This window comes from Nocardiopsis sp. LOL_012, assembly GCF_048060475.1.
Classification (GTDB): domain Bacteria; phylum Actinomycetota; class Actinomycetes; order Streptosporangiales; family Streptosporangiaceae; genus Nocardiopsis.
In genome coordinates this window covers 142,616-169,467 of sequence record NZ_JBHMIV010000007.1, presented here as the reverse complement: position 1 = coordinate 169,467, position 26,852 = coordinate 142,616, and the positions used below count along the sequence as shown (strand labels likewise).

27 protein-coding genes are annotated in these 26,852 nt (G+C 71.7%); 16 read left to right on the top strand and 11 right to left on the bottom strand.

The genetic code is table 11. The annotated features are described in order from the left end of the window. Positions 1-168: 168 nt before the first annotated feature. Positions 169-852: an IclR family transcriptional regulator gene (locus ACFHWE_RS07025; RefSeq protein ID WP_028646912.1), complete on the bottom strand. Its 684-nt coding sequence runs from the start codon at positions 850-852 to the stop codon at positions 169-171. 153 nt (positions 853-1,005) lie between these two features. On the opposite strand from ACFHWE_RS07025, the gene leuC reads away from it, so the two are divergent. The 3 genes from leuC to ACFHWE_RS07010 all read left to right on the top strand — a co-directional run bounded on the left by leuC (position 1,006) and on the right by ACFHWE_RS07010 (position 3,734). Then, positions 1,006-2,412: a 3-isopropylmalate dehydratase large subunit gene (gene leuC, locus ACFHWE_RS07020; protein ID WP_416599790.1), complete on the top strand. Its 1,407-nt coding sequence runs from the start codon at positions 1,006-1,008 to the stop codon at positions 2,410-2,412. 31 nt (positions 2,413-2,443) lie between these two features. Continuing rightward, positions 2,444-3,034, top strand: a complete 591-nt coding sequence (gene leuD / locus ACFHWE_RS07015) for a 3-isopropylmalate dehydratase small subunit (RefSeq protein ID WP_416599789.1) — start codon at positions 2,444-2,446, stop codon at positions 3,032-3,034. A 421-nt stretch (positions 3,035-3,455) separates the two neighbouring features. After that, entirely contained in the window at positions 3,456-3,734 is a 279-nt protein-coding gene (locus ACFHWE_RS07010) for an HU family DNA-binding protein (RefSeq protein ID WP_028646909.1), read from the top strand. Here the strand turns inward: ACFHWE_RS07010 and cofC are convergent. Beyond that, positions 3,718-4,479, bottom strand: a complete 762-nt coding sequence (gene cofC, locus ACFHWE_RS07005) for a 2-phospho-L-lactate guanylyltransferase (protein ID WP_416599788.1) — start codon at positions 4,477-4,479, stop codon at positions 3,718-3,720. The two genes, ACFHWE_RS07010 and cofC, sit on opposite strands and share 17 nt — an antisense overlap. A 148-nt stretch (positions 4,480-4,627) precedes the next feature. On the opposite strand from cofC, the gene ACFHWE_RS07000 reads away from it, so the two are divergent. The 3 genes from ACFHWE_RS07000 (at position 4,628) to ACFHWE_RS06990 (ending at position 7,725) form a co-directional block, all read left to right on the top strand. After that, on the top strand, positions 4,628-5,419 hold the full coding sequence (locus tag ACFHWE_RS07000) for a lysophospholipid acyltransferase family protein (RefSeq protein WP_416599787.1): 792 nt from the start codon (positions 4,628-4,630) through the stop codon (positions 5,417-5,419). Further along, positions 5,416-6,483, top strand: a complete 1,068-nt coding sequence (locus ACFHWE_RS06995; protein WP_416599786.1) for an NAD(P)H-dependent glycerol-3-phosphate dehydrogenase — start codon at positions 5,416-5,418, stop codon at positions 6,481-6,483. Before ACFHWE_RS07000 ends, ACFHWE_RS06995 begins: the two co-directional genes overlap by 4 nt. Before the next feature lie 111 nt (positions 6,484-6,594). Continuing rightward, positions 6,595-7,725 carry a D-alanine--D-alanine ligase family protein gene (locus tag ACFHWE_RS06990; RefSeq protein ID WP_416599785.1) on the top strand — a complete coding sequence of 377 codons (1,131 nt, stop codon included), beginning with the start codon at positions 6,595-6,597 and terminating at the stop codon, positions 7,723-7,725. Here the strand turns inward: ACFHWE_RS06990 and ACFHWE_RS06985 are convergent. Then, complete coding sequence (locus ACFHWE_RS06985; protein WP_416599784.1) at positions 7,722-8,612, bottom strand: EI24 domain-containing protein; 891 nt, start codon at positions 8,610-8,612, stop codon at positions 7,722-7,724. The genes ACFHWE_RS06990 and ACFHWE_RS06985 overlap by 4 nt on opposite strands. Before the next feature lie 215 nt (positions 8,613-8,827). Here ACFHWE_RS06985 and ACFHWE_RS06980 point away from each other — a divergent pair, with 215 nt between their 5' ends. Next, positions 8,828-9,373 (top strand): Uma2 family endonuclease, encoded by a 546-nt coding sequence (locus ACFHWE_RS06980; RefSeq protein WP_416599783.1) that lies wholly within the window; start codon positions 8,828-8,830, stop codon positions 9,371-9,373. Between the two features lie 289 nt (positions 9,374-9,662). Here the strand turns inward: ACFHWE_RS06980 and cydC are convergent, their stop codons facing one another. From cydC to ACFHWE_RS06955, 5 genes are all read right to left on the bottom strand, one after another. Then, complete coding sequence (cydC, locus tag ACFHWE_RS06975; protein WP_416599782.1) at positions 9,663-11,411, bottom strand: thiol reductant ABC exporter subunit CydC; 1,749 nt, start codon at positions 11,409-11,411, stop codon at positions 9,663-9,665. After that, positions 11,408-13,153 carry a thiol reductant ABC exporter subunit CydD gene (gene cydD, locus ACFHWE_RS06970; RefSeq protein ID WP_416599781.1) on the bottom strand — a complete coding sequence of 582 codons (1,746 nt, stop codon included), beginning with the start codon at positions 13,151-13,153 and terminating at the stop codon, positions 11,408-11,410. Before cydD ends, cydC begins: the two co-directional genes overlap by 4 nt. 94 nt (positions 13,154-13,247) lie before the next feature. Next, on the bottom strand, positions 13,248-14,282 hold the full coding sequence (gene cydB, locus ACFHWE_RS06965; protein WP_416599780.1) for a cytochrome d ubiquinol oxidase subunit II: 1,035 nt from the start codon (positions 14,280-14,282) through the stop codon (positions 13,248-13,250). A 12-nt stretch (positions 14,283-14,294) separates the two neighbouring features. Further along, positions 14,295-15,755 (bottom strand): cytochrome ubiquinol oxidase subunit I, encoded by a 1,461-nt coding sequence (locus ACFHWE_RS06960; protein WP_416599779.1) that lies wholly within the window; start codon positions 15,753-15,755, stop codon positions 14,295-14,297. Positions 15,756-15,895: 140 nt separating this feature from the next. Continuing rightward, positions 15,896-16,648: a DUF305 domain-containing protein gene (locus ACFHWE_RS06955; RefSeq protein WP_416599778.1), complete on the bottom strand. Its 753-nt coding sequence runs from the start codon at positions 16,646-16,648 to the stop codon at positions 15,896-15,898. Between the two features lie 88 nt (positions 16,649-16,736). On the opposite strand from ACFHWE_RS06955, the gene ACFHWE_RS06950 reads away from it, so the two are divergent. Beyond that, the gene (locus tag ACFHWE_RS06950; protein ID WP_416599777.1) at positions 16,737-17,501 is read left to right on the top strand and encodes a DUF3105 domain-containing protein; all 765 of its coding nucleotides are present in this window, start codon (positions 16,737-16,739) and stop codon (positions 17,499-17,501) included. A gap of 89 nt (positions 17,502-17,590) precedes the next feature. Here the strand turns inward: ACFHWE_RS06950 and ACFHWE_RS06945 are convergent, their stop codons facing one another. Together ACFHWE_RS06945 and ACFHWE_RS06940 are read right to left on the bottom strand one after the other, a co-directional pair. Continuing rightward, the gene (locus ACFHWE_RS06945) at positions 17,591-18,049 is read right to left on the bottom strand and encodes a DUF3515 domain-containing protein (protein ID WP_416599776.1); all 459 of its coding nucleotides are present in this window, start codon (positions 18,047-18,049) and stop codon (positions 17,591-17,593) included. 31 nt (positions 18,050-18,080) lie between these two features. Next, positions 18,081-18,314 (bottom strand): Lrp/AsnC family transcriptional regulator, encoded by a 234-nt coding sequence (locus ACFHWE_RS06940; RefSeq protein WP_416599775.1) that lies wholly within the window; start codon positions 18,312-18,314, stop codon positions 18,081-18,083. A 116-nt stretch (positions 18,315-18,430) separates the two neighbouring features. On the opposite strand from ACFHWE_RS06940, the gene ACFHWE_RS06935 reads away from it, so the two are divergent. Both ACFHWE_RS06935 and ACFHWE_RS06930 read left to right on the top strand, forming a co-directional pair. Then, a complete protein-coding gene (locus tag ACFHWE_RS06935; protein WP_416599774.1) occupies positions 18,431-19,414 on the top strand; it encodes a thiamine-phosphate kinase in 984 nt (327 codons plus the stop codon). A 204-nt stretch (positions 19,415-19,618) separates the two neighbouring features. Further along, entirely contained in the window at positions 19,619-20,272 is a 654-nt protein-coding gene (locus ACFHWE_RS06930; protein ID WP_416599773.1) for a cellulose binding domain-containing protein, read from the top strand. Positions 20,273-20,346: 74 nt separating this feature from the next. Here ACFHWE_RS06930 and rpmB read toward each other — a convergent pair whose 3' ends face one another. Further along, complete coding sequence (gene rpmB, locus ACFHWE_RS06925) at positions 20,347-20,532, bottom strand: 50S ribosomal protein L28 (protein WP_013151263.1); 186 nt, start codon at positions 20,530-20,532, stop codon at positions 20,347-20,349. A gap of 362 nt (positions 20,533-20,894) precedes the next feature. Here rpmB and recG point away from each other — a divergent pair, with 362 nt between their 5' ends. The 6 genes from recG to rnc all read left to right on the top strand — a co-directional run bounded on the left by recG (position 20,895) and on the right by rnc (position 26,851). Then, positions 20,895-23,096 carry an ATP-dependent DNA helicase RecG gene (recG, locus tag ACFHWE_RS06920; protein WP_416599772.1) on the top strand — a complete coding sequence of 734 codons (2,202 nt, stop codon included), beginning with the start codon at positions 20,895-20,897 and terminating at the stop codon, positions 23,094-23,096. A 237-nt stretch (positions 23,097-23,333) separates the two neighbouring features. Further along, on the top strand, positions 23,334-23,903 hold the full coding sequence (gene rsmD, locus ACFHWE_RS06915) for a 16S rRNA (guanine(966)-N(2))-methyltransferase RsmD (protein WP_416599771.1): 570 nt from the start codon (positions 23,334-23,336) through the stop codon (positions 23,901-23,903). Between the two features lie 218 nt (positions 23,904-24,121). Continuing rightward, positions 24,122-24,610, top strand: coding sequence for a pantetheine-phosphate adenylyltransferase (coaD, locus tag ACFHWE_RS06910; RefSeq protein ID WP_416599770.1), 489 nt, complete (start codon positions 24,122-24,124; stop codon positions 24,608-24,610). Between the two features lie 159 nt (positions 24,611-24,769). Beyond that, positions 24,770-25,342 (top strand): YceD family protein, encoded by a 573-nt coding sequence (locus ACFHWE_RS06905; RefSeq protein ID WP_416599769.1) that lies wholly within the window; start codon positions 24,770-24,772, stop codon positions 25,340-25,342. A 303-nt stretch (positions 25,343-25,645) separates the two neighbouring features. Beyond that, complete coding sequence (gene rpmF, locus ACFHWE_RS06900) at positions 25,646-25,822, top strand: 50S ribosomal protein L32 (RefSeq protein ID WP_013151268.1); 177 nt, start codon at positions 25,646-25,648, stop codon at positions 25,820-25,822. A gap of 282 nt (positions 25,823-26,104) precedes the next feature. After that, positions 26,105-26,851, top strand: coding sequence for a ribonuclease III (gene rnc / locus ACFHWE_RS06895; RefSeq protein ID WP_416599768.1), 747 nt, complete (start codon positions 26,105-26,107; stop codon positions 26,849-26,851). Position 26,852 lies beyond the last annotated feature (1 nt).

Sequence of the window (26,852 nt, the reverse complement as noted above, 5' to 3'; positions counted from 1 at the left end):
AGTGGCCTAGGACGCCGCCCTCTCAAGGCGGTAACGGCGGTTCGAATCCGCTCGGGGGTACACATAGCGCCGAAGGCCCCGCTCCACGGAGCGGGGCCTTCGGCGTCTCCAGGTTCCCGGTGGCCCGTCCGGCCCCGGACGGACCACCCGGTGCCGTGTCCGTCGGCCCTACCGGTTCTCGTAGGTGTGCAGCGACTCGCTGATCTTCTCCGCGGCCGACAGTATCGCCTGGGAGTGCATGCGTCCGGGGGCGCGGGTCAGGCGCTCTATCGGGCCGGACACCGAGACCGCCGCGATCACCCGCCCGCCCGGTCCGGAGACGGGTGCCGACACCGACGCGACGCCCTGCTCGCGCTCGGCGACGCTCTGGGCCCAGCGGCGCCGCCGGACCTGGGCGAGGCTGGCGGCCGTGAAGCGTGCACCCACCAGGGAGCGGCGGATACGGTCGGGGTCCTCCCAGGCGAGCAGGATCTGGGCGGCCGAGCCGGCGTTCATGGGCAGTTCGCTGCCGACGGGGACGGTGTCGCGCAGGCCGCTGGTGCGTTCGGAGGCGGCCACGCAGACCCGCAGGTCGCCCTGGCGCCGGTAGAGCTGGGCGCTCTCGCCGGTCAGGTCGCGCAGTTGGACGAGCACGGGGGCGGCCACGGCCAGCAGCCGGTCCTCGCCGGTGGCGATGGAGAGCTCGCCCAGGCGGGGGCCCAGGACGAACCGGCCCTGGCTGTCGCGGGTGACCATGCGGTGCCGTTCGAGGGCGACGGCCAGACGGTGTGCGGTGGGCCGTGCCAGCCCGGTGATCTGCACCAGTTGGGCCAGTGACGCGGGCCCCGATTCCAGCGCGTCGAGGACCGACATCGTCTTGTCGAGTACACCAACGCCGCTGGATGGGCTAGAGTTGTCCATGACTTGATATTGCCGTCTCGATATATGGAATGCAAGTCAGGTCGCACATCCGCGCGGGGCCCTCAAGGCCGGGCCCGAGACCGAGCACGAGAGAGGCGATTGCCCATGGCACGCACGATGGCCGAGAAGGTCTGGGAGGAGCACGTCGTCCGGCGTGCCGACGGCGAGCCGGACCTGCTGTACATCGACCTCCACCTCGTCCACGAGGTGACCAGCCCCCAGGCGTTCGAGGGACTGCGCCTGGCCGGGCGGAGCGTGCGCCGCCCGGACCTGACCATCGCCACCGAGGACCACAACGTCCCCACCCAGAACCTCCTGGCGCCGATCGCCGACCCGGTCTCCCGCAAGCAGGTCGAGACCCTGCGCAAGAACTGCTCGGACTTCGGCGTCCGCCTGCACCCGATGGGCGACATCGACCAAGGCGTCGTCCACGTGGTCGGCCCGCAGCTCGGTCTCACCCAGCCCGGCATGATCATCGTGTGCGGTGACAGCCACACGAGCACCCACGGCGCCTTCGGTGCGCTGGCCTTCGGTATCGGCACCAGCCAGGTCGAGCACGTCCTGGCCACCCAGACCCTGCCCCTCGCGCCCTTCAAGACGATGTCGGTCACCGTGGACGGCACGCTCCGGCCGGGCGTCTCCGCCAAGGACATCATCCTCGCGGTGATCGCCAAGATCGGCACCGGCGGCGGCCAGGGCTACGTCATCGAGTACCGGGGCGAGGCCATCCGGTCCCTGTCGATGGAAGCCCGGATGACCGTGTGCAACATGTCCATCGAGGCGGGCGCCCGTGCCGGCATGATCGCGCCCGACGAGACGACCTTCGAGTACATCCGCGGGCGCGACCACGCCCCGCGGGGCGAGGACTTCGACGCCGCCGTCGAGCACTGGAAGAGCCTGCGCACCGACGAGGACGCCCGGTTCGACGCGGAGGTCGTCCTCAACGCCGACGAGCTCAGCCCGTTCGTCACCTGGGGCACCAACCCCGGCCAGGGCGTGCCGCTGGACGCCCCGGTGCCCGACCCCGCCTCCTTCGAGGACCCCTCCGCCCGTGCCGCCGCCGAGAAGGCCCTGAAGTACATGGACCTGGCGCCCGGCACGCCGATGCGCGAGGTGAGCGTCGACACCGTCTTCCTGGGCTCGTGCACCAACGGCCGTATCGAGGACCTGCGCACCGCGGCCGAGATCATCCGCGGCCGCAAGGTCGCCGAGGGGGTGCGGATGCTGGTGGTGCCGGGCTCCATGCGGGTCAAGGAGCAGGCCAACGAGGAGGGGCTCGGCGCGGTCTTCGAGGCGGCCGGGGCCGAGTGGCGTGAGGCCGGGTGCTCGATGTGCCTGGGCATGAACCCGGACCAGCTCAAGCCGGGTGAGCGCAGTGCCTCCACCTCCAACCGCAACTTCGAGGGCCGCCAGGGCCGCGGCGGTCGCACCCACCTGGTGTCGCCCCAGGTCGCCGCCGCCACGGCGGTGCGCGGCACGCTGTCCTCGCCCGCCGACCTGGAATCCCTGTAGGGCCCCGACCAGTACCGAGGAGAGACCTCCCATGGAGAAATTCGACGTCCACACCGGTCGGGCCGTGCCGCTGCGCGCCAGCAACGTCGACACCGACCAGATCATCCCGGCCGTCTACCTCAAGCGGGTGAGCCGCACCGGGTTCGAGGACGGCCTGTTCGCGGAGTGGCGCCAGAGCGACCCGGACTTCGTCCTCAACCGCCCCGAGTTCGAGGGCGCCACCGTGCTGGTGGCGGGGCCGGACTTCGGTACCGGATCCTCCCGTGAGCACGCCGTGTGGGCTCTCAAGGACTACGGGTTCAAGGTGGTCCTGTCGTCGCGCTTCGCCGACATCTTCCGCGGCAACTCGCTCAAGGGCGGCCTGCTGACCGTCCTGCTGCCGCAGGAGGTCATCGACAGGCTGTGGGAGGCCGTCGAGGCCGACCCCGCCACCGAGGTGACCGTGGACCTGGTCGCCCGCGAGGTGCGCGGCCCGGGTGTGCGTGAGCCCTTCGAGCTGGACGACTATACCCGTTGGCGCCTCATGGAGGGGCTGGACGACATCGCCCTGACCCTGCGCCACACGGACGAGATCGGCGAGTTCGAGACCTCGCGCAGGCGCTGGCTGCCGGTGACCCTCTGAGGCCCTCCGACGGGTCGCGCGGCTCGGACCGGAGCCCTCCGGTCCGGGCCGCGCCGTGCTGGGCGGCTCGCGTGCGGGATCGCCTTCTGGACCGGGGACGGCGGCCTCCGCGGGCTCGCGGGCGCCATGATCGCAAAGATTTTACCTTTACTTGGAGTGACCGGCCAATGAGGCTTTCCTGGTCCTCCCGTGGAAGGCGCCTCGTGTCCGGAATCCGGTTGTACGTAGGCATTCGAGTCCCCCACAGGGGGACAAACGGGGCACCTAGGGGCGTGTGCGGCGGTGTGCTCCGGTCGCCTTCCGTAGCTTCCCCGCAGTTCGGGGAGGGGCCGACACGCCTGGATCGCAGGCGTTTGTATTTGTGCAAGGCCCTTCGCTTCCCCTAATTTCGTGCGGGCAAGGGGGAACCGGAGGAACCTTTATGAACAAGCGTGACCTGATCGACGCGATCTCCGACCGGCTCGGGGACAAGAAGACCGCCACCGAAGCGGTCAACGCTGTGCTCGACACCATTCAGCACACCGTGGCGTCGGGCGACAAGGTCGCCATCACGGGCTTCGGAGTGTTCGAGAAGTCCAAGCGCGCGGCCCGTACCGCCCGCAACCCCGCCACAGGCGAGGCCATCGACGTCCCGGAGAGCTTCGTTCCGAAGTTCCGCGCCGGCGCCGATTTCAAGACCCTGGTCAACGGGGAGAAGTAGGCGGTCCGCCGCGCCGCGGCGACCGCTCGGCACCGCCCGGGTCCCCCACAGGGACCCGGGCGGTGTGCGTTCCGCTCACCGGGCCGATCCGTTCCAGCAGGGCGCGGGTGCGCTCACCCAGCCCCAGGCGGGCCGCCGCGGCCAGGTCCTCGGGCGTGTCCACGTCGCGGCGGACCGAGGCCGTGCCCGGCACCACCAGCTCCCGGGCGCCCGAGGACAGGTGGCGGGCGCGCGAGTCCCCCTCGAAGGCGGGGGTGAACCGCCGTCCGGGGGCCGAGGCGAGCAGGGTCGTCCCCACACCCGGTGCGTCGGGCAGGAACGAGCGGCCCAGCGCCGCCGCCGCGGACAGCACCCGGCCCAGTTCCTCGGGCCGCAGCGCGGGCAGGTCCGCCGACAGGGCGCACACCCCGTACCCGGGCAGGCGCCGCCGCGCCGTGGCCGCGCCGTGGCGCAGCGCCGGGTTCAGGCCCGTGCCGGGCTCGTCGCCGACCACGACGGCGCCCAGCGCGGCCAACCGGGCGCCGACACGGCCGTCGCCGGTCACGGCGAACACCGCACCCACACCCGGGCAGGCCAAGGCGGCGGCCACCGTGTCGCAGGCGATGGCCAGCGCCAGGTCACCCCGGTGGGGCCCGAGCGAGCGGCCCAGTCGCGACTTGGCGCGGTCGAGGTGCTTGACTGGAACGATCAGGGACCAGGGCACTCCGGCACCGGCGGCCCCGCCTCGCTCTCGAAAGCCGGTCACGGTTCCCCCGGGACATCGGTTGCGGCAACGGCGGTGATCACGAGATTAGGCGCTCCCGGCGGGGTGGGGCGGTGCCGGACCCGGCCTACACTGAACCGGCTGTGCTCCGGGGGCCGTATCGGACCGGAGCGATGAAGTGAGGAGTCCCGTGGCCAAGCAACGAGAATCTCAGTGGGTGAAGGCGGTCGCGGCGTCCATCGTCCGCCCGGTCCTGCGGCTGATCACCCGACCCGTCTGGCGGGGAACCGAGCACATCCCGGCCGAGGGCGGCGTGATCATCGCGGCCAACCACCTGTCCACGATCGACCCCCTGACGGTCGCGCACTACCTCTACATCGGCGCGCGCCGATGGCCGACCTTCACGATGAAGGACTCCATCCTCAAGGTCCCCGTGGTGTCCGCCGTGGCCAGGAGCACCGGACAGATCCCCGTCAAGCGGGGCGGCGCCGACGCCGTGAAGGCGCTCAAGGAGGCCGAGCTGGCTCTCACCCGTGACGGGTCCTCGGTGGTCTTCTACCCGGAGGGCACCTGCACCCGTGACCCGGACCTGTGGCCGATGACCGCCAAGACCGGTGTGGCCCGCCTGGCACTGACGACCGGCGTACCGGTCGTACCGGTGGCCCACTGGGGCGAGCACAGGATCCTGCCCTACAGGAAGAAGGGGATGAGCCTCTTCCCGCCCAAGCGGGTGGAGTTCCTGGCGGGTCCCGCCGTGGACCTGTCCCGATTCGAGGGCAGACCGCTGACCGCCTCGCTCCTGGCGGAGGCGACCGAGGCCATCATGGCGGACATCACCGCGCTACAGGCGGACATCCGCGGGGAGAGCCCGCCCGCGATCCCCTACGACATGAAGCGGGCCCGTATCGCGGCGGCCGAGGCCGAGCGCCGGGCCGAGCACACCGACGAGGACGACAACGGCAGGAGCGGCGCACAGGCATGACGGTGCTGAAAGGGACCGACGAGGTGAAGATCGCCGTTCTCGGGGCCGGCTCCTGGGGAACCGTGTTCGCCAACATCGTCGCGGACGCGGCCGCTGAGGCACGGCGGGAGAACCGGGACGCCCCACGGGCCGAGGTCCTCCTCTGGGGCCGCAGGGCGGCGGTCGTGGACGCGGTCAACGAGACCTCGGAGAACCCGGACTACTTTCCCGGTATCGCGCTGAACCCCCGGCTTCGAGCCACCGCGGACGAGGCCGAGGCGCTCGCCGGGGCGGACGTGGTGGTGCTCGCGGTACCGTCCCAGACGCTGCGGGAGAACCTCGTGCGCTGGCAGCCGCACCTGCGCGGGGACGCCGTGATCGTGAGCCTGATGAAGGGTGTGGAGCTGGGTACGCAGTTGCGCGTCAGCCAGATCATCGCCGAGGTTCTGAAGCTGCCCGAGGAGCGCATCGCCGCCGTCTCGGGACCCAACCTGGCCAGGGAGATCGCCGAGCGCCAGCCCGCCACCGCGGTGGTGGCCTGCCCGCACGAGGCGACGGCGGTCCGCCTCCAGGGGCTGTTCAAGGCGCCCTACTTCCGCCCCTACACCAGCACCGACCTGGTCGGTGTGGAGATCGGCGGCGCGATGAAGAACGTCATCGGCCTGGCCGTGGGCGTAGCCGAGGGCATGGGGCTCGGGGACAACACCAAGGCGTCCCTGATCACCCGAGGCCTGGCCGAGACCACACGCCTGGCCGTGACCCTGGGCGCCGACGAGCACACTCTGTCCGGCCTGGCCGGCATGGGGGACCTCGTGGCGACATGCTCCTCACCTCTGTCGCGGAACAGGACCTTCGGTGAGAAACTGGGCGCGGGCAAGACCCTCGAACAGGTCATCGCCGAGACCCGGCAGACGGCCGAGGGGGTCAAGTCCTCCGAGTCGATCCTCGAACTCGGCTGGCGCAACGGCGTCGACATGCCGATCACCGAGGCCGTCGTCAAGATGATGCACCACGACCTGTCCCCGGCCGAGGCGCTCGTGGCCTTCATGGCACGCAGCGCCAAACCCGAGCGCTACGGGGTCTAGGGGCCGGTGACCGTGGGGAGGGTCCTTCCCGCGGTGCGCGGTGGCGGAAACTTACATGAAACGGGTATTTTCCCTGTTCCGGTTCCTACAGGCGAGATAAGGTCAGGCAGCATGTCGTCCGAGCAGCGCAAGACTCGGGTCGCGGTCGTCTTCGGCGGTCGCAGCTCTGAGCACGAGATCTCCTGTGTCACCGCGGGCAGCGTCCTCTCCGCCGTCGACCACGACCGCTACGAGATCGTGCCCATCGGGGTGACCAAGGGCGGCCACTGGGTCCTGGCCCCGTCCGACCCCGAACGGCTCAGGATCGACCCGCGGACCAGGGCGCTGCCGTCCGTGCCCGAGGACGGCGCGGGCCTGGCGCTGTCCTTCGACGGTGCCGGGCAGTTGCTGCGCGTCGCCCCCGGCGGCCGGGCGGAGCGCCTGCCCCGGGTGGACGCGGTGCTGCCGCTCCTGCACGGGCCCTTCGGTGAGGACGGCACCATCCAGGGGCTGTTCGAGATGATGGGCGTGCGCTACGCGGGCGCCGGGGTCTTCTCCAGCGCCGCCGCCATGGACAAGGTGTTCATGAAGGCGATGCTCTCCGGCAACGCCATCCCCACCAGCGACTACGTGGCCGTGACCGACCGGCAGTGGCGGACCGAGCGCGAGCGCAAGAAGGCGCTCGACGACATCCGGGCCCTCGGCCACACCGTGTTCGTCAAGCCGGCCCGCGCCGGCAGCAGCGTCGGCATCAGCAAGGTGTCCGACACCTCCGACCCCGACGCCGTGTCCGCCGCCGTCGAGGCCGCCCGAGAGCACGACCCCAAGGTCCTCGTCGAGGCGCAGGTGGTCGGGCGCGAGATCGAGTGCGGGGTGCTGGAGTCCGAGGACGGCGGGGTCCCCGACGTCTCCCTGCCGGCCGAGGTGCACGTCGCCGACGGGTTCGACTTCTACGACTTCGAGGCCAAGTACCTGTCCACGAGCAGCCTCACCATCCCGGCGGGGATCCCTGAGGAGGCCGCGGCCCGCCTGCGGGCGATGGCCGCCGACGTGTTCGAGGCGATGGGCTGCGAGGGCCTGGCCCGGGTCGACTTCTTCTACACCGCCGACGGCGAGATCCTCGTCAACGAGCTGAACACGATGCCCGGGTTCACCCCCTCCTCGGCCTTCCCGCAGATGTGGGAGGCCACCGGTGTCGGCTACGCGGCGCTGGTGGAGCGGATGCTCGCCACCGCCCTGCGCCGGTCACCGGGCCTGCGCTAGCGCCACCCCGGACCGTGCTGCGGCCCCGGCATCCCGGGGCCGCCCTGCGGCGGGTGCCCGTGCGGTGCCTGCGGGGGCAGGGGTTGCGGCGGGGGCGTGCCCGGCCCGCCGGGGCCGGGCACGGGACGCTGGGACTGGGCCCCGAGCAGGTCCCGGGCGAGGATCGTGCTGCCCGCGACGGCGGCCGGGAACACCGCGATCGCCACGAACGGGATCGCCAGCAGGAAGTACGTGGGGACGGCGAACCCCAGCACCCGCATCCGCCGTGTGCGCATGTGGCGGCGCCGGTCCCGGATGAACAGCATGTTCCGTCGGTCGAAGGCGCTCCCCAGCAGTTCGATGGCCAGCAGCCAGCCGCCCAGGGTGGCCGCCAGGACCGGGCCGGCCACCTGGCCGGCAACCGGGAGGAACCCGATCACGAACACGGCCAGGGTCACCGCCAGGGACGCCAGGACGATCGCCAGCGCCTGGCGCAGCGCACGCACGATCGAGGCCAGCAGCGGCTCGTCGGAGCCCTCGGGGGCGTCCCCGAGCTCCTGCTCGACCATCTCGCTGATCTTGTCGTAGATCGGTGATCCCAGGGTCAGCGTCACCGTGGTGAACGTGACGACCATCGCCATCACCGCACCCGCGCCGATCCCCAGGGCGACGGCCAGGCGCAGCAGCCCGCGCAGGTTCTCGTCCCACTCCGCGGCGAAGGGCGTCGCCCACGTCGCTAGGCCGGGCAGGTGGAACAGCAGGGCCACGAAGGCCCACAGGAACAGCACGGACGTGATCAGCGGGGGGATCGCCCCCAGCAGCAGCATGCGCGGACGGCGCACGAGGATGAACAGGCCGCGCGGCAGGAGGCCCGCGCCGCCGAGGAATTCCCGAACCCAGTTACCCACGGGGGAACCCTAGAGGATCGGTGCCCCGGTGTCAGCCGGGCGGTTCGCGGGTATGCGTCCGGATGCGTCCCGTCGGTGGGCGGGTTCGTTCTCTGGCGCCTTTCCGGAAAACGCCTACACTGGGCATGTGCTCTCGCTACGCTCAGAGACATTCTGAACACCGCAAGGGGTTATGAATGACGTGTGTTGCTCACGAGCGGCCGGAGGTGACGACGGTGGATCTTCCGACGCTCGCTGAAAACCTCGAACTCCCCCAGGGTTACCGCACGGAGGTCATCGACGGGAGCATCGTCGTGTCGCCCACACCGACCTACCGGCACGCCTGGATCGTCAAGCGGATCGAGCGGGCCATCGATCGTGCTCAAGCGATGGACCGGGCCGGGCTCCAGATGGTGACGGTGGAGATCTCCACCACCGGTGACCGGTATGTTCCCGACCTGGTGGTCCTTCCCGAATCCCTCGCCATGGGACAGGGGTGGGAGGGGCCGGATTGGATCCGGCCCGCCGAGGAGCTTGAACTCGCGGTGGAGGTCGTCTCTCCGAGCACGTCTGTCCGGGACTGGCAGGTCAAGCCCCGGGGCCATGCCCGCGCCGGTGTTCCCCTCTACCTTGTGGTCGACCCCGCCAAGGGAGAGCTCGCCCTGTTCTCCAACCCGAAGGGAAGCGAGTACCGTGACGTGGCCCGAGCGTTGCGCGACGAATCCGTGAAGCTCCCCGAGCCCTTCGGCATCGAGATCGCGGTGAACTCGCTGCTCCCCTAGCCGAACGGTTTCGCCCTCCAGGGCGTCGACAGGGCCGCTCCGGCCGGGTGTCAGCTCCGGGAGACCAGGGTGTGCCCGTCGATGCGGGAGAACACCGTCGGCCGTCCAGCGTCGCGGTGCCCTCCGACGGCGCGAAGGATCCCATGGCAGCGCGAAGGCCCGCCGGAAGGCCGCCCGTGAGGACTTCCTCCGCAAGCCGTCCACCGTGCGCTCGCTTCCGATTGACGGCACGGCCTCCGTGCAAGGCGGCGGGAAGCCTCTGCGGGGTGGGATCCGCACCGGCGTGCGCTCACCCCGGGAGCACGCTCCGGTACCAGCCCTCCCGTCTCGACAGCTCCGCGTGGGTGCCCTCCTGGATCACCCGTCCCTCGCGCACCACGTAGATCCGGTCCGCCCGCTCCAGCCCCGCGAGGTCGTGGGTGATGAGCAGGGTGGAGTACCCCTCGGCGGCGTCCAGCAGATCGCCCATCACCGCGTCCCGCGTGTCCGGGTCCAGATGCGCCGTCGGCTCGTCCAGCACCAGCACCCCCGGTGCGGCCAGCACCGCGCGCGCCAGCGCCAGACGCTGCACCATGCCGCCGCTCAGCCCGCGCCCGTGGGTGCCCACCCGGGTGTCCAGTCCCTCCGGCATGGCGGCTACCTCGTCGGTGAGCCGCACCCGGCGCAGCACCTCCCACAGGTGGGCGTCCTCGTCCACGGACGGCCCGTCCGCGGGACGCGGACGGGCCAGCGCGAGGTTCTCCCGCAGCGTCGAGGCGAACACGTGCGGGTCCTGCGGCACCCCCGACACCACGGCGCGCACCTCGTCGGCCGGGTAGGCGGTCACGTCCGCGCCGCCGACCTCGACCCGCCCGCAGTCGGGGTCGCGAAAGCGCAGCAGTACCGATGCCAGTGTGCTCTTGCCCGCACCGCTCGGCCCGAGGACCGCGACGGTCGCCCCCTCGGGGACCTCCAGGTCCACACCGTCCAGGGCCCAGGGCTCGCCGGGGCCGTAGCGCACCCGTAGGTTCCGCACCCGCACGGCGGCGGCCCCGGGACGAGGCGACAGGCCGGTGCGGGAGGGCTCGGCGGTTGAGGGCGGGGTGTCCAGGACACCGAACAGCCGCTCCCCGGAGGCGCGGATCGCCCCCAGCCGGGCGGCGACCTCCGGCAGCGGGGCGACGATTTCGAACGCCGCCAGCGTGGTCAGCACCAGCACGGCCAGCGACACCGCGTCCAGGCCGCCCCCGTCGACGGCGGCCACACCCAGCAGCAGCGCGCCCCACACCGTCAGCCCGGTGACCAGGGCGCTCGCCCCGGCCCCGAACCCCAGGACCGCGGCGTCGCGCTGGGCCATCCGGGTCAGTTCGGCGTCGGCGGCGTTCACCCGTGCCACCTGGCGCTCCATCGCCCCGTAGGCCACCAGGTCCGGAGCGCCGTGCAGGGTGTCCACGAGCGCCGACGACAGTTCGCCCCGGGCCCGGGCCTGCCGCCGCCCCGGCCCCCTGCCGAGGGCGGCCGCCGCGAGCGGCACCGCCAGACCGGCCAGGAGGAGCCCCGCTGCCAGCAGGGCGCCGCCGGGCGCGTGAACCGCGGTCAGGAACAGGACGGCCCCCGCCCCCGTCACCACCGCCACCAGCGGCGGGGCCAGCCCGCGCACCAGCAGGTCCAGGGTGGCCTCGGTGTCGTTGACCAGGCGGGAGACCAGGTCGCCCGACCGGAAGCGGCCGAACGGCTCGGTGGCGGCCAGCCGCTCGTAGACTCGCACCCGCACCTCGGCCAGGGTGCGGAAGGCGGCGTCGTGGGTGACCAGGCGCTCCAGGTACCGGGCCACCCCCCGTCCGACCCCCAGGGCGCGGGTGGCCACCACGGCCACGCCCAGCGCTGTGATCGGGGGGTGGTCGGCGGCGGTGGCCAGCATCCACGCGGCCACGGCCAGCAGTGCGACCCCGGCGCCGGTGGCGGCGGCGCCCAGCAGCACGCCCAGCGCGAACCGCGCGCCGCGCGGTCGGGCCAGGGCGAGCATCCGCAGGAGCGGGTCGCGCCGTTCGGTACTCATCGCGGAAGCCGTCCTTCCCGGTCTGGGGCGGGCAGGGTCTCGACCCTGAGGTCGCCGGAGAGTGCCTGGCGGGCCCACGCGGCGTCGTGGGTGACGATGACGCCGGTGCGGCCCTCCAGGAGGCGGACGACGGCGGTGCGCACCGCCGCGGCGTTCTCCGGGTCCAGATGGGCGGTGGGTTCGTCCAGCAGGACGAGCGGGGCGTCGCGGAGCATGGCCCGGGCCAGGGCGATCCGCTGCCGCTGCCCGGACGAGAGACGTGCGCCCCGTTCGCCGAGCCGGGTGTCGTACCCCTGCGGCAGCCGTGTGATGAACGCCTCCGCCTCGGCCCGCCGCGCCGCCTCGCGGACCCGCTCCATGGACGCCTCCGGTGCCCCGAGTCTGATGTTGTCGGCCACCGACAGGTCGAACAGGTACGGGTGCTGGGGGACCCAGGCGACGCCGAGCCGCCAGTCCTGCGCGGGGACCTCCTCCAGGGGGGTCCACGCACCGCCGGTCGGGCGCAGGAGGACGCGGCCCTCGGTGGGGGATTGCAGGCGCAGCAGCAGGGAGAGCAGGGTCGTCTTTCCCGCGCCGCTGGGTCCGGTGAGCAGGACGCGTTCTCCCGCGGTGATGCTCAGGTCCAGCCCGGACAGGGCGGGGACGTCGCGGCCGGGGTAGCGCACCCCCACACCCTCCAGGCGGAGGTCTCCCGAGGCGGCGGGGTGGGGCAGCCTGACGGGTTCGGGGGGTGAGCCGGTGCGTGCCCGGCCCGAGCCGGAGGAATCGTGTCTACGGTCGAGTTCGGCGAACACCCGGTCGGCGGCGGCCACGCCCTCCATGCTGGCGTGGAAGCGGGCGCCGACCTCGCGCAGCGGGAGGTAGGCCTCCGGGGCCAGGATCAGCACCAGCAGGGCGCAATGGTAGTCCATGTGCCCGCCCAGCAGCCGCAGCCCCACCTCGACCGCCACCAGCGCCACCGCCAGGGTGGCGAGCACCTCCAGGGCCAGTGCCGACAGGAACGCGATGCGCAGGGTGCCCATGGTGGCGCTGCGGTGCGCGTCGCCCACCCGGCGGATGAGCGCGGCCTGCGCCTTGGCGCGGCGGAACACCGCGAGGGTGGGCAAACCCTCCACGACGTCGAGGAAGTGGCCGCCCAGGCGGCTGAGCAGCCGCCACTGCCGTTCGGTGCGCTCCTGGGTGTACATCCCGATCAGCGCCATGAAGACCGGGATCAGCGGCAGCGTGAGGGCGATGACCACGCCCGAGATCCAGTCGGCCCGGAAGACCACCGCCAGCACCGCCAGCGGCACGATCGCGGCGAGCACGAGCCGGGGCAGGTAGCGGGCGAAGTAGTCGTCCAGCGCGTCCAGCCCCCGGGTGGCCAGGGTGACCAGTTCCCCGGCCCTGGGGGAGCCGTGCCCGTCGCCGGACCCGGCGGTCCACACCCTCCCGGAGCCGGTCACGTGGGCGACCAGGCGGCGGCGCAGTTGCGACTTCGTCCGCGCGGCGCTGTGCAGGGCGGAGGCCTCCGCCGTGTAGGACAGCACGGCCCGGGCCACCGCCACCCCGGCGACCGCCGTGATCGCCGGTCCCAGGGCGGCCGGACCCTCCCCGGCCCAGGCGCCCGTGATGACGCGGGCGAGCAGCCAGGCCTGGAGCAGGATCAGTCCGGTGATGAGCACGCCGCTGACCACGGAGACGGCCAGATGGACGCGGACCGCTCCGGCGGCGCGCACCAGGCGTGGGTCCAGCGGTTTCACGGACGTGTGTCCCTTCGATGATGCCGCGGATCGGCCCCTCCGGTCCGGCTGTCCACAGCCTGGACCGGAAGGGCCTTCGGACGGGCCGGGGCGATCAGGAGGCCGAGACCTCCTTCGGGCCGTCCGCGCTGGTGCCGGTGATCTGCTCACCGGTGACGCGCCTGCGGAACACCCAGTAGCTCCACCCCTGGTAGAGCAGGATCAGGGGGAGGAACACGACCGCGACCCACGACATCACGGTGAGGGTGTAGTCGGCGGACGAGGCGTTCCACACGGTCAGGCTGAACGCCGGGTCGGTGGTGGAGGGCAGGACGTTCGGGAACAGCGATCCGAACAGCGTGACGGAGGCGGCGGCCACGGTCACGGCGGTGAGGGTGAACGAGAGCCCCTCGCGCCGCAGCCGGGCCGCGGCGACAGCCCCGACCAGTGCGGCGGCGGCCGCGACCGCCACCGGGAGGGTCCACGCCGCGCCGTGGGCGATCTGTGTCCAGGCCAGGAAGATCGCCCCAGACGGGACCGCCGACCACGCCGCGCCCACGGCCGCGCGCCGGGCCCGGGCCCGCACCGGACCGTCGGTCTTGAGGGTGAGGAAGACGGCGCCGTGCAGGGTGAACAGGGACAGCGTGGTCACCCCGCCCAGCAGGGCGTAGGGGTGCAGTAGGCCGAGGAGCCCGGCGGTGACGATGTGGTCGGAGTCCATGGCCACGCCTCGGACGACGTTGGCGAACACCAGGCCCCACAGGAACGCGGGGGCGGCGCTGCCGAAGACGATCGCCCGGTCCCACCGCGCGCGCCACACGGGGTCGTCACGCTTGCCCCGGTACTCGAAGGCCACAGCCCGCAGGATGAGGGCGACGAGGATGACCAGCAGCGGGAGGTAGAACCCGCTGAACAGGGAGGCGTACCAGGCGGGGAAGGCGGCGAACATCGCGCCGCCCGCCGTGATCATCCACACCTCGTTGGCGTCCCAGACCGGGCCGATGGCGTTGATGGCGACCCGGCGGTCGACGGAGTCGCGCCTGCCCATGAACGGCAGCAGGATCCCCACCCCGAAGTCGAACCCCTCCAGGACGAAGTAGCCGGTCCAGAGGACGGCGATGGCGATGAACCAGATGACGGCCAGTTCCATGGTCCCGGGCTCCTAGTAGCTGAAGTGGGGGATGCGGGCCTCGTCCTCGCCGTCCTCCAGCGCGGGGACGAGGTGGGAGGGGCCCGCCTTGACGTACTTGACCAGGAGACCCACCTCGACGGCGAAGAGGATCCCGTAGAGGGCGGTGAAGACCGCCAGGCTCGTCGCGACGGTGGCCAGGCTCACCCCGGGGGAGACGCTGGCCGCGGTGAGCAGCTCGCCGTGGACCGTCCAGGGCTGTCGGCCCATCTCGGTGAGCACCCAGCCGAGGATGTTGGCGGCCAGCGCGGCGGGCAGGGCGGCCATCCCCAGGAAGTAGAACCAGCGCTGCCGTGGCGGCCGCGTGCCGGCCCGGGTGAGGAGCAGGCCGAGGGCGGCGACCGCGACGCCGGCCAGCCCCAGGCCGATCATCAGCCGGAAGGCCCAGTACACGACGAACACGTTGGGGATGTAGTCCCCGGGGCCGTAGTACTCCTCGTAGGCCTCCTGGAGGTCGTTCATCCCGTGCACCTCGCCGTCGAAGTGCCCGGTGGCCAGGAAGCTGAGCACGTTGGGCACCGTGATGTCGACGGGGTTGTACCGGGCGTCGGTGTCGCCGACGGCGAAGGCGGAGAAGTCCGCGCCCTCCTCGGTGTGCCACAGCGCCTCGGCGGCGGCGAGCTTCATCGGTTCGTACTCCGCGGCGAGTTTGGCCTGGTGGTCGCCGGAGACGGTCACCACGAGCCCGGCCAGGAGCGTGAACACCAGACCGATCCTGAGCGTGCCGAGGAACAGGGCGCGCTCGTCCGCGGGCGGTGCGGTGCCCGCGGTGCCGGTGTCGCCGTGCGCGGTGTCGCCGTGCGCGGTGTCGCGCCAGAGCTTGTAGCAGCTCACGCACACGACGAACAGGCCCGCGGTGATGAACGCGGCCGAGACGGTGTGCAGGTAGGTGGACCAGGCCTGGTCGTTGCTGAGCACGGCCCAGATGTCGGTGAGCTCGGCGCGGCCGGTCTCCTCGTTGACCGTGTAGCCGACCGGTCGGCGCATCCAGGCGTTGGCGGCCAGGATGAAGTAGGCGGACAGGTTGGTGCCGACGGCCACGGCCCAGATGCACAGCAGGTGGACGGTGCGCGGGAGGCGGTGCCAGCCGAAGATCCACAGGCCGATGAAGGTGGACTCCAGGAAGAAGGCCAGCAGGGCCTCCATCGCGAGCGGGGCGCCGAAGACGTCCCCGACGAAGCGGGAGTACTCACTCCAGTTCATGCCGAACTGGAACTCCTGCACGATGCCGGTGACCACGCCCATGGCGAAGTTGATGAGGAACAGCTTGCCGAAGAACTGGGTGGCCTGGAGGTACTCGTGCTTGCCGGTGCGGTGCCAGAGCGTCTGGAGCACGGCGACGATCAGGGACAGGCCGATGGTCAGGGGGACGAACAGGAAGTGGTAGATCGTGGTGATCCCGAACTGCCACCTCGCGAGATCCAGGGCTTCCATACCCGCCTCTCAGATTCCGACTCGCCGTAGTACTACAAACTGTAGTCCTACGTCGTGTCGTCACGATACCCGACCCCGGGACAACGCGAGCGCCCCCGGGAAGGGCTCCCGGGGGCGCTCGCGGGACGGCGGCGGGCGGCTCAGTTCGCAGGGGCTCCGCCGGTGTCCACGCCGCGGTCGGCCAGCATGCCCTCCATCAGGACGATCTCCTTCTGCTGGGCGTCGGCCATGCCGTCGGCCAACTCCACGACCAGGTCCTGGCCGCCGAGGTCCGCCTCGGCCACAGCCATCTCGACCCCGCCCTCGTGGTGGGCGATCATCAGCTCCAGGAACAGGACCTCGGCCTCCACCCCCTCGGCGGCCTCCAGCGCCGCCATCTCCTCGGGGGTGGCCAGGCCCGGCATCCACTCCGGGACCTCGCCAGGCCCGGCGCCGTGGTCGTGCCCGGCGGCGACCATCCACGTCATGGGCGGCTGGGAGCCCCGAGAGTTGAGCCCCCAAGCGGTCAGCCACCCCTGCATGATCCCGATCTGGGCCTGCTGGGTCCGCGCGATGTCCGTGGCGATGGTGCGCAGGTCCGGGTCGTCGGTCTTGTCGAGGATGATCAGCGACATGTCCACGGCCTGGGCGTGGTGGGAGCTCATGTCCCTCAGGAACCCGGCGTCGGCACTGGTGTCCAGCGGGTAGGAGGGGCGGCCCAGGAGGTAGCCCCCGCAGAGCGCGAGGACGACCAGGACCGCGGCGATCCACAGCGGGAGGGAGCGTCCGGAGCCGCGGGACAGGGGGCGACCCCCGTCCCCTTCGGAGCCTCCGCGGCCGGGCACGTCCTCCTCCGGGGAGCGCTCGTCCGCGTCCAGGTCCGGGTCGGAGGCGATCTCGCTTGTGTGTCCCATAGGACCATCCTGGTCGGATCGGGCAACGATACTGTCAAAGTAGAGGATAGATACGCCCCATTCGACCACATCTGTACCAGGAGACCCCGTGGCCAAGAAGAAGACGGCGGAGGAGCGTCGCCGCAAAGCAGCAGAGTTGCGAGAGGAACGCCGCAGGCTTGAGAAGCGGCGCAAGGTGCGCAACACCTCCCTCACCGTCGGTGCCGTCGTACTGGTCGTCGGGCTGCTGGCCTTCCTGATCGTCATGGCGATCCGCGACCGCAACATCGCGGGCCTGGAGGAGTACGAGGTCGGTTCCTACCAGCACGTCGCCGACGGCGAGCGCGTCGACTACGAGCAGCTTCCCCCGGTGGGCGGCAACCACTGGAACCGGTGGCAGAACTGCGGGGTCTACCCCGCGCCCGTCACCCCCGAGTTCGCGGTCCACTCCCTGGAGCACGGCGCGGTCTGGATCAACTACGACCCCGAACTGGACCAAGAGCAGGTCGACCTGCTCACCGGTATGTACAACCCGGGCGACTACCTGGTGATCAGCCCCTACGAGGGTGAGATGGACGCCCCCATCGTCGCCTCCAGTTGGGGACGCCAGGTGGCCGTCGAGACCGCGGACGACGACGACCTGCGCAAGTTCGTCACCGTCTACGAGCGCGGCAGCGACGTGCCCGAGCCCGGCGCCGCGTGCTCCGGCGGGGTGTCGCAGACCGCCGAGGAGGTCGACGCCGCGCTCGAAACCGGAGGCTCCCTCGGCGGCCAGGCCATGGACGACGGCTCCGGCGCGGCCGAGGAGCCGGAGGGGTCGGCCGACGCCGAGGCGAGCGACGAGCCCTCCGAGGAGGCCGGCGGGGAGGAGTAGCCGACCGCCTCCGAACTCTCGGAACACGGACACGGGGCCGCCGACGGTCGGCGGCCCCGTGCCGCTGGAAGTCTCCTCGCGGTACCGCGTCAGAGCCTGCCCTCCGGCAGGGCGGGGACGTGTTCCTCGACCAGCGTGCTCAGGGTGGTCAGCGCCGCGGCCGGGGGGCCGTAGGTGGGCGGCACCATCAGTTCCACATAGGCGGTCCGGCCCACCGCGATGAACAGGGTCGGCTCGTCCTCCGGCTGCGGGAGCCAGAGCACGCCGTCGACCTCCTGGAGTACGGAGTCGGGGGAGAGCGTCGAGGGGCGGGGGATACCGCATCGCACACCGATGGGCGGATCGCCCCAGGCGGCCGTCACACCGGTGTCCGGGCGGACGGTCGCCCGCTCGGTGTCCAACAGGGTGTCCGGGAGCGCGGACACGAACCCGGTACAGACCTCCGTGGTCGTACCGTCACTCCGGGGTGGTTCTATCTGCACGTTCGCGGCTCCGCACCCGGCGGTGAGTAAGGCGACGGCACACGCCACCCCGAAACCCCGTCTCATCACTGTCAGCAACCCCGATCCACTCGGCCCGTCAGATATTGACTATGGGACAAGTAAGAGTACGGGCGATGCCCTCCAAGCGCTGAATCCGGGCCACGACGAGGGTTCCGAGAGCGTCGACGTCGTCGGCGCGCGCCCGGACGACGACGTCGTAGGGGCCGGTCACGTCGTGCGCCTCGTCGACCCCTTCGAGGTCTCGGACGTGTCTGGCGACCTCCGCCGCTCTCCCCACCTCGGTCTGGATCAGGATGTAGGCCTGCACCATGAGCACTCCTTTGTGTTCCGCCGGGCATGGAGGTCGGCCGCCGGGGCCGCGGGCGCGGCCTGTGACGAACGCGGGTCTAGACCATTGCTTCGGAGCGTCACCGTACCCTGATCCCTGTGTTGAGCACCATTGGGGGTCTTGGCGAGTTCGCTCTGATCGCGCGCGTGACGGGCGGGCTCCCCACGACCGACGACGTCATTCTCGGACCCGGCGACGACGCGGCCGTCGTGGCCTCACCCGACGGCCGGACGGTCGCCACGACCGACATGCTGGTGGAGGGGCGCCACTTCACACGGGAGTGGTCGTCGGCGCGCGACGTCGGCCACCGCGCCGTCGCGCAGAACTTCGCCGATGTCGTGGCCATGGGCGCCCGTCCGACCGGACTGCTCGTCGGGTTCGCCGCCCCGCCCGGCCTGCCGGTCTCCTGGGCCGAGGAGTTCACCGCCGGGGCCGCCGACGAGTGCTCGCTCGCGGGTGGGGCGGTAGTAGGAGGGGATACGGTCTCCTCGGAGACCCTGACGATCGGGATCACCGCTCTGGGCGACCTCGAAGGGCGTTCCCCCGTACGCCGGGACGGCGCCCGCCCTGGGGACGCCGTGGCCTGTTACGGCCGCCTAGGCCTCTCCGCGGCCGGTCTGGCCCTCCTGCAACAGGGGGTCGACGGCCCGGAGGAGTGCCTGGCCGCCTACCGCAGGCCCCGCCCTCCCTACGCCCAGGGGCCGATCGCGGCACGGTCCGGGGCCACCGCCATGCTCGACGTGAGCGACGGACTCGTCCAAGACCTCGGGCACGTCTGCCGTGCCAGCGGGGTCCGGATCGACCTGGACCCCTCCGCCCTCCGCCCCGCCCCCGCTCTGCTGGGGGCGGTCCTCGCCCTGGGAGCGGACCGCGCCGAAGCCGAGGCAGCCGCCAGGGAACTCATGGCGGGGGGAGGGGAGGACCACGCGCTCGCCGCCACCTTCCCTCCGGGGGACGGGCTCCCCGAGGGGTGGACCCGCCTGGGCACCGTCGAGGAGACGACGGAGCCCGGTACCGACCCCGTGACCGTGGGCGGGTGTGTTCCGCGATTGCGCGGATGGGACCATTTCCGGCAGCGGTGAACCATTCCGGATTGGCCCCGTTTGGTGATCGCGCTAGGCTTTGGCATCGCGGCTCGCGCCGCCCTCCGGGCGCTCCGCCCGCGCCCCGAAGCGCGAAGCGCCCCGGAAGATCCCGTACGGGGCAGAACCCGAGGGGCGGAACCTCCGCAGCAGGAGCCCGTTCCCGTCAAGGCAGAGAAGCGGAGCAGCGTCGAGAGGCGGTCTATGGGGCGTCACGGTTCCCACCACGTCTCCCGCCGAGGTATGCACCGAAGCGTGCAACCCGACGCCGGTGTGCTGCGACGGATCGTCGGCTTCATGGAGAGCACGGTCCCCAAACGCGTCGAGCCGCCGCGGATCACCAACGTCCTCGTCGTGTCCGGGGTCATCCTCGGCCTGCTCCTGTTCGGCTACAGCACCACCCAGATCTACCTCCAGTTCGGGTCCGACCCCGACGCGACCGAGGTTCCCGGATCCCTGGAGGGCGTCCGGCCCACGGAGGGCACGGCGGACCGCGGGGGCGCGGTGTCCCCGTCGGAGGGCGGCGAGGACGAGGTCCAGGCCGGGATCGAGCCGATCATGGTCGGCTACGAGATCACCGCCGCAGACGCCGAGGGCTTCACGGCGCGGATCACCGTCACCAACAGCTCCCTGGTGCGGCTGGAGGGTTGGGAGCTCGCGCTGGCCTTCGAGTCCGCGCGGGTCACCGAGGTGCGCGGCGCGGCGTGGGAGCACTTCGAGGACGGCATCCTCGCCCGCCGCCCCGCGGGCGGCACCGACCTCGTCTCCGGCGCCTCGACGACGCTGGAGATCGACGTCCGGGGAACGGCGCAGGACCCGGTTCGCTGCTCCCTCAACGGCCACGTCTGCACCCCGTGACACATCGTCCCGACAGCACGCGAAGGCCCCCGACCGGGGTCGGGGGCCTTCGACGAGCTGCGGAAGCGGGAACCCTAGCGGGTCACCTTGCCGGCCTTGATGCACGAGGTGCAGGCGTTCACACGCTTGGGCGTGCCGCCCACGCGGGTGCGAACGGTCTGGATGTTGGGGTTCCAGCGGCGGCGGGTGCGACGGTGCGAGTGGGAAACACTGTTACCGAACCCTGGTCCCTTGCCGCAGACGTCGCAGACGGAAGCCACGGTAACTCCATTCAAGCGCTCGGGATCGCGCACGTCGCCGCACGCGAAAAGGGTCGTCCGGCCGAGAGGGGCCGGGTGGACGGGCTGACGAGGACGCCAACCGTGGAAGAGTACACGAAGAACGAGGTCGGGCGCGGATCGCCGCCCGCGAGACCAGCGCGTGTACTCACCCTGGCGGGGACAGACGCGGGAGACCCGCACCCCACCGGAGCATCGGTTCCGCCATGCGGGCACGGCGAAAACGCGATGAACTCAGACGAGTATAGCGCGATCGGCGGGTCCTCCCTCCCCGAGACCGTCGTCGGGGAGGGCTAACGTGAGGACCGAGTAGTCGGCGCCGGCCGGGACGGGGTTTTGCACACGTGAGTACCTGGGACGAACCGCTGCGCGGGGCCCTCGGCGGCTCCGCACGGGCCTTCAAGGACAAACTCGGGCTGCACACCCTCGGTGACCTGCTGCGGTATTATCCGCGCCGCTACGACCGCAGAGGGGACCTGACCGACCTCGCGACCCTGGCCGAGGGCGAGGACGCCACCGTGCAGGCCCGGGTCCTGGACGCCAAGCGGCGCACCATCCCCGCACGCCAGGGCCGCCGACGCATGGACATGCTGGAGGCCACCGTCACCGACGGCACTGGAAGGCTGCACCTCACCTTCTTCAACCGGGGCGCCTACCACCAGACCTCACTCGTGCCCGGACGGCTGGCCATGTTCTCCGGGCGGGTCTCCACCTACCGGGGGCGCCGCCAGCTCGACCACCCCGAGTACCAGCTCCTCGACGAGGACGGACAGGAGGGCGAACGGGCCCGTGCCTACGCCGAGGAGCTCATCCCGGTCTACCCCGCGGTCAAGGGGCTGGACTCGGCGAGGATCGCGGTCGGGGTGGAGATGGCCCTCGCCCGCACCGCGGACCTGCCCGACCCGCTCCCGCCCCAGGTGCGCGACCGGTACGGGCTGCTCGGGATCGGGGAGGCCATGCGCAAGATCCACCAGCCCTCCGACTGGCCCGACGTCGGCGCTGCCCGAAAACGACTGAAGTGGGACGAGGCGTTCGTCCTCCAGATCGCCCTGGCCCGGCGGCGGCGCCTCGCCGAGGACCTGCCCGCCAAGCCCCGCCCGGGCGCGGTCGGCGGGATCCTCGACGCCTTCGACGCGGGACTGCCCTTCACCCTCACCGACGGGCAGCGGGAGGTCGGCGCGAGCCTCGCCGAACGCCTGGACGCCGCGCACCCGATGCACTGCCTGCTCCAGGGCGACGTGGGCGCGGGCAAGACACTGGTCGCCCTGCGGGCCATGCTCAGGGTCGTCGACTCCGGGGGCCAGGCGGTCCTGCTGGCCCCCACCGAGGTCCTCGCGCAGCAGCACCACCGTTCCATCGGCGCCATGCTCGGCCCACTGGCCCGGGCCGGGCAGATCGACGGCGCGGAGCGGGCCACACGCCTGGCGCTGCTCACGGGTTCGATGGGCGCGGCGGCGCGGAGGGAGGCCCTGCTCGACGCCGCCTCCGGAGCCGCCGGGATCGTCGTGGGCACCCACGCACTGCTGGAGGAGCACGTCACCTTCGCCGACCTGGGACTGGTCGTGGTCGACGAGCAGCACCGGTTCGGCGTGGAGCAGCGCGACGCGCTGCGGGAGAAGGCCGCCGACGGTCGGCCGCACGTGCTGGTCATGACCGCCACCCCCATCCCGCGCACCGTCGCCATGACCGTCTACGGGGACCTCGACGTCGTCGCGCTCACCCAGATGCCCTCGGGCCGCGCCGGGGTGGCAACCCATGTCGTCCCCGCGCGGGAGAAGCCCCGCCACCTGGCCAGGGTCTGGGAGCGCATCCGCGAGGAGGCCGCCCAGGGCCGTCAGGCCTTCGTCGTCTGCCCGAGGATCGGCGACGACGACGCCGGGACGGCGGAAGAGGAGGTCGGCGAGGGGCCGGACGGGGACGGTCCCGGGAACCGGCCGCCGCTGGCCGTGCTGGAGGTGGCACGGCGCCTGACCGAGGGGCCGCTCCCCGACCTGAACGTGGAGGTCCTGCACGGGCGGATGCCCCCCGACGACAAGGATGCGGTGATGCGGCGCTTCTCCGGAGGCGAGACCGACGTGGTGGTCTCCACCACGGTCATCGAGGTGGGCGTCGACGTGCCGAACGCCACAGTGATGGCCATCATGGACGCCGACCGCTTCGGCGTCTCCCAACTGCACCAGTTGCGGGGCCGCGTGGGCCGCGGCAGCCTGCCCGGGGTGTGCCTCCTGGTCACCGATGCCGAGGAGGGGTCCTCGGCCAGGGAGCGGTTGGCCGCTGTGGCCGAGACGAGCGACGGGTTCGCGCTCTCCCGCAAGGACCTGGAACTGCGCAGGGAGGGCGACGTCCTGGGCGCGGCGCAGTCCGGGGCACGGTCCAGCCTGCGGATGCTCACCCTGCTCAAGGACGAGGAACTGATCGGCCGGGCCCGGGAGGAAGCGGCCGCCCACGTCGCCGGTGACCCCGAGCTCACCGGCCACCCGCCACTGGCGCAGGCGCTCGACGAGCTGCTGCCCGAGGAGAGGGCCGAGTACCTGGACAAGGCGTGACTGTGTTTCTTGGTTCCTCACAAGTTCGGGACGTGCTCGGGCGCCAAGGAGGCCGGCGCCTTCGTCGTCGCTACTGCCTTGCTCGTTCCTCGCCGCGGGGGAGACTCCTCCTGCAGACACCGGCGGCGCCCTCGCCCTGCTTCCGGCCGCAGCCTCCACCGCCCGCCAGCCCACCACCACCCTCAACCGACGCCTCCGGCGCGGTCCTTTGCCGGGGGCTCGGGCTACGGTGGGGGCATGACGCGCATCATCGCCGGGGCGGCTGGCGGGCGACGTATCGAGGCCCCCGACGGCCGCACCACCCGCCCCACCAGTGACCGGGCCCGCGAGGCCCTCTTCGCCTCGGTCCGATCCGATCTGGGCGACCTCGAAGGCACCCGCGTCCTGGACCTGTACGCGGGGTCCGGGGCGGTCGGTCTGGAGGCGCTGTCGCGGGGTGCGGCACACGCCCTGCTCGTGGAGGCCGATACCAGGGCCGCCCGGGTCGTGCGGGGCAACATCGCGCTGCTGGGGCTGCCCGGAGCGCGCCTGGTGGCCGACCGGGTCGAGCGCGTGCTCGCGGGGGGCAACCCGGACGAGCCCTACGATCTGGTGTTCGCCGACCCGCCCTACGCCGTCACCGACGACGCCGTGACCGCGGTCCTGGCCGACCTGGTCGAGCACGGCTGGCTGGCGCGTGACGCCGTGGTCGTGGTCGAACGCTCCAAACGCGGGGCGCCGCCGCACTGGCCCGAGGGGCTGGGGTTCGACCGCAAGCGGGGGTACGGGGAGGCCGTGCTCTGGTACGCGCGCCCCGCAGTCGGGTGACGTTCACCGGAGGTTGCGGCGGGGTTCCGGGTGTGGAGTCCTCGCCTCCGGGGTGTCATCGTACCGTGGTGGGAACTTGTGGGTGAGATGTCCCGTGAGGGGTATATCGGCTGTCCACCGGGTTGTTGGGGTTCTTTTGTGGGAGTTGCCGGGATTGAGGTGAAAGGCAACCCCTACGATCGCGGTACCCGAACGACTCCTGAGAGGGGCGATCCACCGTGCGCCGTGTCGTCTGTCCGGGCTCCTTCGACCCGGTCACCTTCGGTCACATCGACATCATCGGCAGAGCCGCCAAGCAGTACGACGAGGTCGTCGCCGCGGTTCTGAACAACGTCAACAAACGCGGGCTCTTCACCGTCCCGGAGAAACTGGACATGCTCCGGCAGACCACCGCCGAGTTCGACAACGTCCGCGTCAGCGAGTTCGACGGCCTCCTCGTGGACTTCTGCCAGGTGAACGGCATCGAGACCATCGTGCGCAGCCTGCGCTCGGTCAGCGACTTCGACTACGAGTTGCAGATCGCGCAGATGAACTACCGGCTCTCGGGGGTGGAGACCGTCTTCATGACCGCGAACCCGCGGTACTCGTTCCTCTCCTCCAGCCTGGTGCGCGAGATCGCCCAGCACAGCGGGGACGTCTCCAGCCTGGTCACCCCCTACGTGGAGGACCGCCTCCGCGAGAAGTTCAAGGGGCGAGAGGGGGCGTGAGCGGGCTGCTGGAGGCTGATTTGGGTGGTCGGCGCCATGGTAGGTAGAATCGTGGTTCGACCCTGAGCGTCGCCGGTCCCCGGCGTCCGCGGCGAGGCCGCCAGGCGCCGCCGCTGCACGCGCCGCGCCGGCTGCTCTCACAACTCTCGTGAAAGCGCGATGACCCTAGAACCTCGTGACCCCTTCGTGGTCGACACCCGCCCGCTGGGACGCCAGCCGGGGTCGATGCGAACCGTCGATCGCCTCGTGGCCGCACCGGAGGCCTACTCAACGGCGATGGCCAGCGTGCCCGAGGGCAGTGAGATCGCACTCGACCTCCGGTTGGAGGCGGTGATGGAGGGCGTCCTGGTCACCGGTACCGCGGGCGGCCGGATCACCGCGGAGTGCTCCCGCTGCCTCGACCCCCTCTCAGAGGACTTCGAGGCCGAGTTCCAGGAGCTGTACAGGTACTCGGACGAGAACGCGGAGGCCGCCGAATCCGGCGAGGACGCGTCCGACGAGGATGAGGATTACTATCTAGAGGGCGACCTGCTCGATCTCGGACCCGTGGTCAGGGACGCGGTCGTGCTCACGCTCCCGCTCTCGCCGCTGTGCGAACCGGACTGTCCCGGTCTGTGCGCGGACTGCGGGGCCAGGCTCGCCGACGCCGGTCCCGAGCACGGGCACGGCGAGCGGATCGACCCGCGCTGGGAGGCCCTGCGCACTCTCGCGGAGGACCCCGGAGAGCGGTGATCCCGCGGCCGGTCGGGTGTCCGACCCCTGCGGCGGCAGGTGAAACACGCTTGGTGGTCCGGGTCCGGGCCCGGCGTCGCCGGGAGCGGCCCGGAGACGGAAGACCGCACGTGGAGCGGGTGTGAGGCCAGTCCCAGCCGGGCGGCCCGCGCACCAAAGCGTGCACCCATGACCCACCTCGTCGGGTGGGTACGGGACTTTCGCCCAGGAATGGTGCGATACGTCGGCGCCCGCGGGGTGTCGGCGAGCGGTGACCAGATAAGTGACCTCCCGCGACCGCGGGGGTGACCCAGGAGGATTGAAGTGGCCGTCCCGAAGCGGAAGATGTCGCGGAGCAACACCCGGACCCGCCGTTCCCAGTGGAAGGCGTCGCGCCCGGTGCTGGTCAACTGCCCGCGCTGCCGTGACCCGAAGCAGCCCCACATCGCGTGCCCGACCTGCGGCACCTACAACAACCGTCAGGTCACCAACCCGGCGTAAGGCTCATGCCGGGCTTCGGGCACGGTGCCCGATTCTTGAACCGCCTTGGGGCGGACCCGTCGAGCGGGTCCGCCCCGACGTGTTGTCGTGGCCCGCTTTGTAGAGTGAGTGGCCCACACCGTCCCGACCAGTGACACGCGCACGCACGGGTTCCCGAGTTCGTGGTGGTTGCCGGGGGAGCGCGGCTCCCGCGACGAGCACCTCGTTTTCGAGCACCCGTACCGGTCTGGGGGACCCGAACCACGTGCCCGAGAGGCACGTCCGAACAGGGAAGAGGCCCGAGTGGCAAGTCAACTCTCCGCGGCCGAGACCGCATCGTTCCACAAGGCCGTCGGGGTCGAGGTCGACCCCGCCATCGCCCTCCGGGCGCTGACCCACCGCTCCTACGCCTACGAGAAGGGCGGTCTGCCCACCAACGAGCGCCTGGAGTTCCTCGGCGACTCGGTGCTCGGCCTGGTGGTGACTGACACCCTCTTCCGTGAGCATCCGGACCTACCGGAGGGCCAGTTGGCCAAGCTCCGCGCCGCCGTCGTCAACATGCGGGCCCTGGCCGACGTGGCTCGCGGCCTGGGCATCGGCTCCTTCATCCGGCTCGGCCGGGGCGAGGAGGGCACCGGGGGGCGCGACAAGTCCTCGATCCTCGCGGACACGCTTGAGGCCATCATCGGCGCCGTCTACCTGGACCGCGGCCTCGACGTCGCCTCCGAGTTCGTCCACCGGCTCTTCGACCCGCTCATCGCCACCGCCTCCGGCCTGGGCGCGGGACTCGACTGGAAGACCTCCCTCCAGGAGCTGACCGCGGCCGAACTGCTGGGTGTGCCCGAGTACCACGTCGACGAGAGCGGCCCCGACCACCAGAAGACCTTCCGGGCGACGGTCAGGGTCGCGGGGGAGAGCTACGGGTTGGGCGAGGGGCGCAGCAAGAAGGAGGCCGAGCAGCAGGCGGCCGAGGCCGCGTGGAAGGCCATCCGAGCGAAGACCGACGCCGCCGCGGAGGCAGTCGGCGAGCAGGGACGGAAACGGAGCTGAC